The sequence below is a fragment of the Rhodovulum sp. genome (assembly GCF_011048875.1).
Lineage (GTDB): Bacteria > Pseudomonadota > Alphaproteobacteria > Rhodobacterales > Rhodobacteraceae > Rhodovulum > Rhodovulum tesquicola.
In genome coordinates, this window is the sequence record NZ_DSDD01000173.1 from 1 (window position 1) to 9,446 (window position 9,446).

At 66.7% G+C, this 9,446-nt stretch carries 13 protein-coding genes; 3 read left to right on the top strand and 10 right to left on the bottom strand.

Annotation, left to right across the window (positions count from 1 at the left end; translation table 11 throughout):
* On the top strand, positions 1-308 hold a 308-nt coding region (locus ENN83_RS06000; RefSeq protein ID WP_287185205.1), incomplete at its 5' end, for a 2Fe-2S iron-sulfur cluster binding domain-containing protein.
* Positions 309-327: 19 nt separating this feature from the next.
* Here ENN83_RS06000 and ENN83_RS06005 read toward each other — a convergent pair.
* Positions 328-834, bottom strand: a complete 507-nt coding sequence (locus ENN83_RS06005) for a SixA phosphatase family protein (RefSeq protein ID WP_287185207.1) — start codon at positions 832-834, stop codon at positions 328-330.
* A gap of 60 nt (positions 835-894) precedes the next feature.
* Entirely contained in the window at positions 895-1,773 is an 879-nt protein-coding gene (gene argB / locus ENN83_RS06010) for an acetylglutamate kinase (protein ID WP_287185210.1), read from the bottom strand.
* 113 nt (positions 1,774-1,886) lie between these two features.
* On the opposite strand from argB, the gene ENN83_RS06015 reads away from it, so the two are divergent.
* On the top strand, positions 1,887-2,618 hold the full coding sequence (locus ENN83_RS06015) for an SDR family NAD(P)-dependent oxidoreductase (RefSeq protein WP_287185213.1): 732 nt from the start codon (positions 1,887-1,889) through the stop codon (positions 2,616-2,618).
* Positions 2,619-2,629: 11 nt separating this feature from the next.
* Here ENN83_RS06015 and yihA read toward each other — a convergent pair whose 3' ends face one another.
* From yihA to ttcA, 5 genes are all read right to left on the bottom strand, one after another.
* Positions 2,630-3,283 carry a ribosome biogenesis GTP-binding protein YihA/YsxC gene (yihA, locus tag ENN83_RS06020; protein ID WP_287185215.1) on the bottom strand — a complete coding sequence of 218 codons (654 nt, stop codon included), beginning with the start codon at positions 3,281-3,283 and terminating at the stop codon, positions 2,630-2,632.
* Positions 3,280-3,918 (bottom strand): CatB-related O-acetyltransferase, encoded by a 639-nt coding sequence (locus tag ENN83_RS06025; protein WP_287185219.1) that lies wholly within the window; start codon positions 3,916-3,918, stop codon positions 3,280-3,282. The genes yihA and ENN83_RS06025 overlap by 4 nt, the downstream gene beginning before the upstream one ends.
* Positions 3,918-4,664 (bottom strand): MOSC domain-containing protein, encoded by a 747-nt coding sequence (locus ENN83_RS06030; protein ID WP_287185221.1) that lies wholly within the window; start codon positions 4,662-4,664, stop codon positions 3,918-3,920. The genes ENN83_RS06025 and ENN83_RS06030 overlap by 1 nt, the downstream gene beginning before the upstream one ends.
* Positions 4,661-6,535: a membrane protein insertase YidC gene (gene yidC, locus ENN83_RS06035; RefSeq protein ID WP_287185223.1), complete on the bottom strand. Its 1,875-nt coding sequence runs from the start codon at positions 6,533-6,535 to the stop codon at positions 4,661-4,663. The genes ENN83_RS06030 and yidC overlap by 4 nt, the downstream gene beginning before the upstream one ends.
* A 196-nt stretch (positions 6,536-6,731) precedes the next feature.
* A complete protein-coding gene (gene ttcA / locus ENN83_RS06040) occupies positions 6,732-7,592 on the bottom strand; it encodes a tRNA 2-thiocytidine(32) synthetase TtcA (protein WP_287185225.1) in 861 nt (286 codons plus the stop codon).
* A gap of 143 nt (positions 7,593-7,735) precedes the next feature.
* Between ttcA and ENN83_RS06045 the strand changes: the two genes are divergently transcribed.
* The gene (locus ENN83_RS06045) at positions 7,736-8,665 is read left to right on the top strand and encodes an alpha/beta hydrolase (protein WP_287185226.1); all 930 of its coding nucleotides are present in this window, start codon (positions 7,736-7,738) and stop codon (positions 8,663-8,665) included.
* A gap of 3 nt (positions 8,666-8,668) precedes the next feature.
* Here ENN83_RS06045 and yidD read toward each other — a convergent pair whose 3' ends face one another.
* The 3 genes from yidD to rpmH all read right to left on the bottom strand — a co-directional run.
* Positions 8,669-8,914: a membrane protein insertion efficiency factor YidD gene (gene yidD / locus ENN83_RS06050; RefSeq protein WP_287185227.1), complete on the bottom strand. Its 246-nt coding sequence runs from the start codon at positions 8,912-8,914 to the stop codon at positions 8,669-8,671.
* Positions 8,911-9,327, bottom strand: coding sequence for a ribonuclease P protein component (gene rnpA, locus ENN83_RS06055; protein WP_287185228.1), 417 nt, complete (start codon positions 9,325-9,327; stop codon positions 8,911-8,913). The genes yidD and rnpA overlap by 4 nt, the downstream gene beginning before the upstream one ends.
* Before the next feature lie 26 nt (positions 9,328-9,353).
* Positions 9,354-9,446, bottom strand: a 93-nt coding sequence (gene rpmH, locus ENN83_RS06060) for a 50S ribosomal protein L34 (RefSeq protein ID WP_287185229.1), incomplete at its 5' end; no start/stop codon positions are given.

Consider the following 9,446-nt stretch of genomic DNA (forward strand, 5'->3'; position numbering starts at 1 on the left):
AACGTGACATGGCAATCCTCGCCCTCGCCGAGGAAAACCGGATCCCGATCCCCTTCGAATTCCGCAACGACAATTGCGGCTCCTGCCTGATCGAGGTCAGCCATGACGCGCCCGAGCGGAAAAAGGCGATCACGTTGACGGACAAGGAAAAACTGACGCTCACCCAGCTCGGCATGCTGATCGCGCAAGAGATCGAGGACGCCGAGGTGCGCGACATGCCGCCCCGCTACCGGCTGGCCTGCCAGTTCATCGCGCGGGACGAGGATGCGACGATCACCTTCACCGGCAATCCCGGCGGCGCCGACTGAGGCGCACCGCCCAGCCGGGTCAGGACGCGATGTCGCGCGGCGTCACGAAGTCCACCACCCGGCCGGTGCCGAAGGCGACATCGCTCCAATCCCCGGCATCGAACTCGGCCACCAGTGTCGCGCAGGTCGGATAGGTCTTAAAACGCTGGCTTTCCGGCGCCTTCCGCAACAACCGCCCGGCAAACTCCCCGATGCCGGGATTGTGCCCCAGCATCAGCACCGGCGAAGCCGCGCAATGCCTCAGAACCTCCAGCATCCGTCGGGCATGTGCGTGATACAGCGCGGGATCGCGCCGCATCACGGTACATTCGCCCAGCGCAGGCGCCATCAGCTCCCAGGTTTCGACCGTGCGCCGCGCGGTCGAGGCGACGACTTCTGCCGGGACATGCCCGCGTGCGGCCAGCCACTCGGCGATCCGGGGTGCAGCCGCCCGGCCACGGGCGTTCAGCGGACGGTCATGGTCGTCCTGCCCCGGATCATCCCAACTCGATTTCGCATGGCGGACCAGGATCAGGCGCAGTGTCATCGGCGGGCCGTCTTGCTGCTCGTCGGTTGGGGGCATCCTGTCACAGCCTGGTCCACCCGCCTAGCCCGTTTGACGCGGCGCGCGGATCAGCGATCCCGCACCGTGATCGGTGAAAAGTTCCAGAAGGCAGGCATTGGGGGCCCGCCCGTCCAGGATGACCACCGCCCGCACGCCGCCCTCGATGGCCGCCAGCGCGGTTTCCGTCTTGGGGATCATGCCGCCCGCGATCACGCCTTCTTCGGTCAGCGCGCGGATATGGTCGGGCGTCAGTTCCGTCACCACCTTGTCGCCCGCATCCTTGACCCCCGCCACATCGGTCAGCAAGAGCAGCCGGTCGGCCTTGAGCGCGGCGGCGATGGCCCCCGCCGCGGTGTCGCCGTTGACGTTGAAGGTCTCCCCCGCACGGCCCGCACCGATCGGCGCGACGACCGGGATCATGCCCGCCTCGAACAGGCTGTGCAGCACGCGGGGGTTCACCTCGGACGGGCTGCCGACGAACCCCAGCGCGACGTCGGTCTGATCGCAGAGCATCAGCCCGCCATCCTTGCCCGACAGGCCCACCGCACGGCCGCCCTGATCGTTGATCGCCTGCACGATCCGTTTGTTCACGCGGCCCGACAGCACCATTTCCACCACTTCGACGGTGGCGGCATCGGTCACCCGCTTGCCGCGCACGAACTCGGACTGCACGCCCAGTTTCGCCAGCATCTCGTTGATCATCGGCCCGCCGCCATGCACGACCACCGGGTTCACGCCGACCTGGCGCATCAGCACAACGTCGCGCGCGAAACTTTCCATCTCGGCATCGTCGCCCATGGCATGGCCGCCGAACTTGATCACGACGATGGCGCCGGTATAGCGCTGCAGATAGGGGAGCGCCTCGGACAGCGTCCGGGCGGTGGCGATCCAGTCGCGATTCATGGTGGTCTGTTTTCTCATCTCTCGGGTCGGGCCTCTGGGCGCATCTGTTATCCCGCCCGGGCCCGCACGCCAAGGGCGATTGTCTTTTCGTCGCGCCTGCGTAGGGTGGCCCCTCAAGGAAGGAACGCGCGATGAGCCAGAGAATCCTGCTTCTGACCGGCGCCAGTCGGGGCATCGGGCATGCCACCGTGAAACGCTTCTCGGCCGAGGGCTGGCGGGTTCTGACCTGTTCACGCCAGCCCTTCGATCCGCGCTGCCCCTGGCCCGGCGGGGCCGAGAACCACATCCAGATCGACCTGGCCGACGCGGCCGCGACCAGACGCGCCATCGAGGTGATCCGCGACAAGCTGCCCGAGGGCAAGCTGCACGCCCTGGTCAACAATGCCGGCATATCGCCCAAGGCCGAGGGTGGCGGGCGGATGAACACGCTTGAAACCGACCTGCGCATCTGGGGCCATGTGTTCAACGTGAACTTCTTCGCCTCGATCGCGCTGGCACGCGGGTTGCAGGATGAACTTGTCGCGGCGAAGGGTGCGGTGGTGAACGTGACCTCGATCGCGGGCAGCCGGGTGCATCCGTTCGCAGGCGCGGCCTATGCCACGTCCAAGGCGGCGCTGGCCGCGCTGACCCGCGAGATGGCGCATGATTTCGGGCCGCTGGGCGTTCAGGTGAATGCCATCGCGCCGGGCGAGGTCGATACCTCGATCCTGAGCCCCGGCACCGAGAAGATCGTCGAAACCCTGCCGCTGCGGCGCCTGGGCCAGCCCGAAGAGGTCGCAAGCGTGATCCATTTCCTCTGCTCCGACGAGTCGAGCTATGTCACCGGAACCGAGATCGAGGTGAATGCCGGGCAGCATGTCTGAGGCCGGTGGCCTCAGCCGATGCCTGCGATGATCCCGCGCAGCGTGGCGATGCCGTCGCCCTTTTCCGACGAGGTCAGCACGATTTCGGGAAAGGCCGCCGGGTGGCGGGCCAGCGCGGCGCGCACCTGGTCCAGCACCTTCGCGCGGTCAGCTTCCCGGACCTTGTCGGCCTTGGTCATCACCACCTGAAAGGTCACCGCCGCCCCGTCCAGCAGCCGCAGGATCTCCTCGTCCACCGCCTTGACCCCGTGGCGCGTGTCGATCAGCACGAAGGCGCGGCGCAGCGTCTGGCGCCCGGCCAGATAGGCTTTCAGCAGCCGCTGCCATTTCTCGACCACCGCCACCGGCGCCTCGGCATAGCCATAGCCGGGCAGGTCCACCAGGTAATGTCGCTCGCCCAGCGTGAAATAGTTGATCTCCTGCGTGCGGCCGGGCGTGTTCGAGGCCCGCGCCAGCGCCTTGCGGCCCGTCAGCGCGTTGATCAGGCTCGACTTGCCGACATTCGAGCGGCCCGCGAAACAGATCTCTGTCCGGTCGGCAGGCGGCAAGCCGTCCATCGCGACGACGCCCTTCAGGAACTCGACCGGCCCGGCGAACAACTTGCGCCCGCGCTCGGCGGTTTCGGCATCGGGCTCGGGGGCCAGCGGAAAGGGCAACGCGGTCATTGTGCGGTCTCCAGCGCGGCGAGGTCGCTGCCGCAGATGGCGTTCAGGTTTCGGTCGATCCTGTCGGTTGGCCAGTCCCACCACGCGATGGCCAGAAGCCGCGCGATGGTGGCGTCGTCGAAGCGGCGCCGCACCTCGCGCGCGGGGTTCCCCGCGACCACGGCATAGGGCCGCACATCGGCGGCGACAACCGCCCCCGCGGCCATGATCGCGCCCGCGCCGATGGTCACGCCCGGCATCAGGCGCGCCTCGGTTCCGATCCAGACATCGGGGCCGATCACGGTGTCGCCGCGGTTCTCGGCCTCCCATGTCGTGGGGTCGAAGCCCTGTTCCCGGCCGCCGCCGAAGATGTTGAACGGATAGGTGGAAAAGCCCGACATCGCATGCGTGCCGCCATTCATGTGGATCTGCACGCCACGGGCAATGGCGACGAACTCGCCGATCACCAGCCGGTCACCGACGAAATCGAAATGATGCAGCACGTTGCGGTCGAAGAAATCGCCGGTTCGATGGCGGTCGTCGTAATAGGCATAGCGGCCCACGGCGACATTGGCCGGCCGCTCGGCCAGCGGGCGCAGGAAGGTGACGGCGGGTGCCGCCGCCATCGGGTACAGCCGGTTCGGATCGGGGGCCATCAGACCTGCTCCACCTGGTCGCCCAGCGCCACGCGGCCGCCCGTGACGACCCGTGCATAGACGCCCAGATCGGTATGGCCCCAATGGCGTTCCAGCGCACCCAGCGTGTCGGCGTCGCGCTTGCCGGTCTCGGGGTTCACGCTGGTTGCCATGCAGCGCCCGATCCGCTCGCAAACCTCAAGCTCTGCCTCACCCAGACGCAGCCGCCGGCCGATCCAGTCGAACTCCTCCCAGGGGGCAAGCCCCTCGATCCAGAAATTCCCGCGAAACCGCCGCGGATCGAGCGGCTGGCCCACCGCGTCCGACAAGGCGCACAGCGAGGCCAGGCCGAGGATGCTGACCGAGGGGAAATCGGTATCCGTCATCCCCCGCCCCGGCACCCGCACGATTCGCGCCGGAGCCGCGCGGTCCGCGGGCATCAGCGGCGCGACCCAGTCGAGCAAGGCCGCTTCCTCGCGGTCGGGGAAAAACGTCAGATCGGGCCGTGCCGGGTGGCTCAGCGTCACGATTTCCGCCGCCTCGTCCAGCCGCGCCATGATCGCCATCAGTTCCGGCGCCTTAGCCCCGCGCGAGAAATTCGCACAGGGCGCCCAGGTCGTTCCGTCCGTCCGGGCCGCCTCATGTGCCACCGCCCATTCCCGGTCCCAGGGCAGGGCGCGGCCCGCCTCCAGTCTGACCGCCTCGAGCATCTCGGCCCCGTGCCCCTTGACGGGATGGCGCCAGATCTGCGCGAGGCGGGCGATCATTTCTTGCCTGTCGCGGATTTCTTCCGGAAGCTCGCCCGGATATTGCCGAACACGTCCGGCTTGTAGCCGTGGCTGCGCATGATCGCGTATTGCTGGATGAAGGTGATCAGGTTGTTCGCGATCCAGTAGATGATCAGACCCGAGGCAAAGCCGCCCAGCATGAACATGAAGATCCAGGGCAACCAGGCAAAGACCATGGCCTGTGTCGCATCGGTCGGCGTCGGGTTCAGCTTCTGCTGCAACCACATCGAGATGCCGAAGATGATCGGCAGGATGCCGACGAAGACCAGGGCCATGATCGAACCGGGCACAGGCGCATCCCAGGGCAACAGCCCGAACAGGTTGAAGACCGAGGACGGGTCAGGCGCCGAGAGGTCCTTGATCCAGCCGATCCAGGGCGCATGCCGCAACTCGATCGTGACGAAGATCACCTTGTAGAGCGAGAAGAAGATCGGGATCTGCACCAGCAGCGGCAGACAGCCCGCCGCCGGGTTCACCTTCTCCTTCTTGTAGAGCGCCATCATCTCCATCTGGAGTTTCTGGCGGTCGTCGCCCACGCGCTCCTTGATCTCCTCCATCTTCGGCTGAAGTTCCTTCATCTTCGCCATCGAGGTATAGGACTTGTAGGCGAGCGGCAGCAGCGCCGCCTTGATGATGACTGTCAGCGCGATGATCGCCCAGCCCATCGCGCCGGGAATGCTCATCTGCAAGAGGCTGACATGCAGCCAGTGCAGGAGCCAGAAGATCGGCTTGGTGAAGAAGAAGAACCAGCCCCAGTCGATCGAGTCGATGAAACGGTAGATGCCCAGTTCGCGCTCGTAGCGGCGGATCGTCTCCCATTCCTTGGCACCGGCGAAGAGCATCGATTCCGACGTCGCGCTTTCGCCCGGGGCAAGGGTGACCAGAGGCATCCTCGTTTCCACCTGGTAGATATCCGCACCGTCGACATATTTCACGACCGAGTTGAATGGCTGGCCCGGCTGCGGGATCAGCGTCGTCATCCAGTACTTGTCGGTGAAGCCGATCCAGCCGTTCTGCTCGACCGGGACGATCTCGGCGCGCGCGGCCTCGCGGTCCATGAAGGACAGGTCGACCAGCTTCTTGTATTTCAGCTCCGACAACTCGTTGTCGGTCTGGCGCACCACGCCCTCGTGCAGGATGAAGAAACCGATCGTGTCCGGCCGACCATGGCGGGCGACGATGCCATAAGGGGCAAGGCGCACGGTCTCGGGTGTGCTGTTCTCGACACTCTGGGTGACGGTGAACAGGTAATCCTCGTCCAGGCTGATCGTGCGGCGGAAGACCAGCCCGGCACCGTTGTCCCAGACCAGCGTCACGGGCCGGCCCACGCCCAGCGTCTGGCCGCTCTCGACCTGCCACTCGGTATTGGCGCCCGGCACCTGCTCATAGGTCAGTTGGCCCGCAGGCGCCCAGCCGTGCAGCGCGTAATAGGGCTGTGCGCTGCCCACCGGCGACAGCAACCCGACAATCTCCGAGCCCGGGTCGATTGTCTCGTTGTAATCCTTCAGCGCCAGTTCGTCGATCCGCCCGCCCAGAAGCGAGATCGAGCCGGTCAGCCGCGGCGTGTCGATCTCCAGGCGCCGCACGTCCGAGCCCGGCGCGGGCGCGGCTTCGGCGGCGGATGAGGGCAGAGCCTCGCCGGTGGTGGCGGCGGGCGGTGTCAGCGCCATGCCGGGTGCCGCGCTTTCCGCCGAGGGGGTGCCCGGGGCGGCCGCGCCGCTGTCCTGGGCCACGGGGTCGGGTTCGGGGAACCAGTCCGGCACGACCTTGGGGCCGACGGTGTACCACAGCAGGATCACCAGAAAGCTCAACGCCGTCGCGAGAAGAAGGTTCTTGCCTTGTTCGTCCATGGGAGACCGCCGCCCTGTCCTTTGGAGGTGTGGGTGGTTCAACAGATTGCACCGGGCAAGGTCAAGTTGTTTTCCCGACACATGGTGCCTGCTTCGCCCTTGCGTAGAGCCCGGGCCGCGGGAGGCGAAAGACGGCGCGCCGGTGCTTCTTCCTGGTAAAAATACCCGGATTCCGCCCGTCCGTCCGGGCGCGCCGTCAGGGCGTGGGCGCATCCCCGTCAGCGCCGGGCGCGGGGCGCGTCAGACCGGCGAAATCGAACAGTGCCGGGTCAAGCAGATGTGAGGGCCGCGCGTTCATCAGCGCGCGGAACATCTTCTGCCGACGGCCAGGATGGTTTCTTTCCCACTGGTCCAGCAGCGCCTTCACCTGCATCCGTTGCAACCCGTCCTGGCTGCCGCACAGATTGCAGGGGATCACGGGGTAGTTCATCGCCCGAACGAAACGGTCACAATCGGCCTCGGCGACATGGGCCAGCGGGCGATAGACGAACAGGTCGCCCTCCTCGTTCACCAGCTTCGGTGGCATCGTGGCCAGCCGCGAGCCATGGAAAAGGTTCATGAAAAAGGTTTCCAGGATGTCGTCGCGGTGGTGGCCCAGCACGATGGCCGAACAGCCCTCCTCGCGCGCGATCCGGTAAAGATGACCGCGCCGCAGCCGCGAACACAGCGCACAATAGGTCCGGCCTTCGGGCACCTTGTCCATCACGATGGAATAGGTGTCGCGATAGTCGATCCGGTGCGGCACCCCCATCCGGGTCAGGAACTCGGGCAGGACGGTCGCCGGAAAGCCCGGCTGGCCCTGATCGAGATTGCACGCCAGCAGGTCCACCGGCAACAGCCCGCGCCACTGCAACTCGTGAAGCGCGGCCAGCAGGGTAAAACTGTCCTTGCCGCCCGAGAGGCAGACCAGCCAGCGCGCGCCGCGTTCGATCATGCCATATTGGTCGATCGCCTCGCGGGTCTGGCGCACGATCCGCTTGCGCAGCTTCCTGAACTCGGTCGTCGAGGGCGCACCGGCGAAAAGCGGGTGGATGTCGTCTTCGGCATCGTCAAGCATGGCGCGGGTTCCCAAGGGCCTTGCCGCCATATCGCAAGCGCAGGGCCGCGCGTAAAGTCCTTTGCGATTCGCAGCTTCGAGGCGAAACCTGGTGCGTCGATGCGGGCCAAGGGAGCGCAGAGATCACGGATTACGTCTTCAGTGTGCGCAACATCCGCCGCGGCGCCTTTGGCTCGGAACCCGGGGCCAGCCATTTCCTCGCGGTGCCCCAGACCGTCGCCGCCCCCGACCCCGCGCAGCGGATCACCAAGCGCGACTGGTTCGCGAGCGTGCAGGAAGAGGCGAAATCCGGCACCTTCGGGGGCCACCCGTCGGGCGATATCGTGATATATGTGCATGGCTACAACAACAGCCAGACCACGATGCCGGCCCGCCACCGCAAGATCCGCAAGGAGCTCGAGGCGCATGGCTTCGGGGGCGTCGTGGTCAGCTTCGACTGGCCCAGCGCGGACAATGCGCTGAACTATCTCGAAGACCGGACCGATGCCAAGAAGATCGCGCTCCGCTTGGTGGACAAGGGCATCGCCTCCTTCGCGGCGCTGCAGCGGCCCGATTGCCGGATCAACCTGCATCTTCTGGCCCATTCCATGGGCTGCTACGTCGTGCGCGAGGCGTTCGACGATGCCGACGACCGGCCAGCGGTCGCCGCGCATAGCTGTTCTGTCGGCCAGGTCATGCTGGTCGGCGCCGACGTGTCGGCCGCGTCGCTGGTGGACGGCAATCCGAAAAGCTCGTCGCTCTATCGCCACTGCGTCCGGCTGACGAACCACTTCTACCCCTTTGACAACGTGCTGTCGCTGTCGAACATCAAGCGGATCGGGGTCTCGCCACGAGCGGGGAGGATCGGCCTGCCCGATCGGCGGCCCGAGAAGGCCGTGAACCTCTATTGCGGCGATTACTTCGACCGTCACAAGGACATGCTGGGCGATCAACCGAATGTCGCGCATAGCTGGTATTTCGAGGATGCCCATTTCCCGCAGGACGTGTTCCTGACCGTTCAGGGCGTGATGGACCGGCACGAATTCCCGACCCGGCCACCCACCAGCCGGGGCAATCTGGCGCTCCGGCCCTAAGCCTCAGTCGTCTTGCGCCTTGTCCTTCGGTTCGGGCACCGGATCATAGCCGCAGCCGCCCCAGGGATTGCAGCGCAGGATGCGCCAGGCCGCCATGGCGCCGCCCTTGATCGCGCCGTGCTTTTCCAGCGCCTCCAGCGCATAGGCCGAGCAGGTCGGCTGGAACCGGCAGTTGGACCCGATCCAGGGGCTGAGGAACAACCGATAGGCCCGGATCGGCAGCGCGACCAGGCGGGCCAGCGGGGTCATCGGGCGCCCCCATGCACCTTGGCCAGCGCGCGTTTCAGGTCGGCCTGCATCGCGGCGAAATCGCGACTGGCGGTGATCTCGGGCCGGCCGATCAGGACGTAGTCCCAGCCCGCGCGTCCATGCACGGGCAGCACCAGCCGGGCGATCTCGCGCAAGCGACGCTTGGCGCGGTTGCGGGCCACGGCGTTACCGACCTTCTTCGAGCAGGTGAAACCGATGCGGACCCCGTCTGCCTCGCCCTCGGCGCGTTCGCGGGCCTGAAGGGTGAAGCCGGGCATGGACTGCCGCAGGGCGCGGGCGGCACGCAGGAAATCGGCGCGCTTGCGCAGCACCTGCGGAGAAGATGAAGCCGCCTGGAGCGCTTGCGTGGCCCCCGGCGTTTCGCCTGCCAAGTTCGCCCCCGGCGGTATCATTGTCTCCGGACTGGCCGGCGCGTGTCTTACGCGCTCAGCCGCTTGCGGCCACGGGCGCGGCGGGCATTCAGGATCTTGCGGCCGGCCTTGGTGGCCATGCGCGCACGGAAGCCATGGCG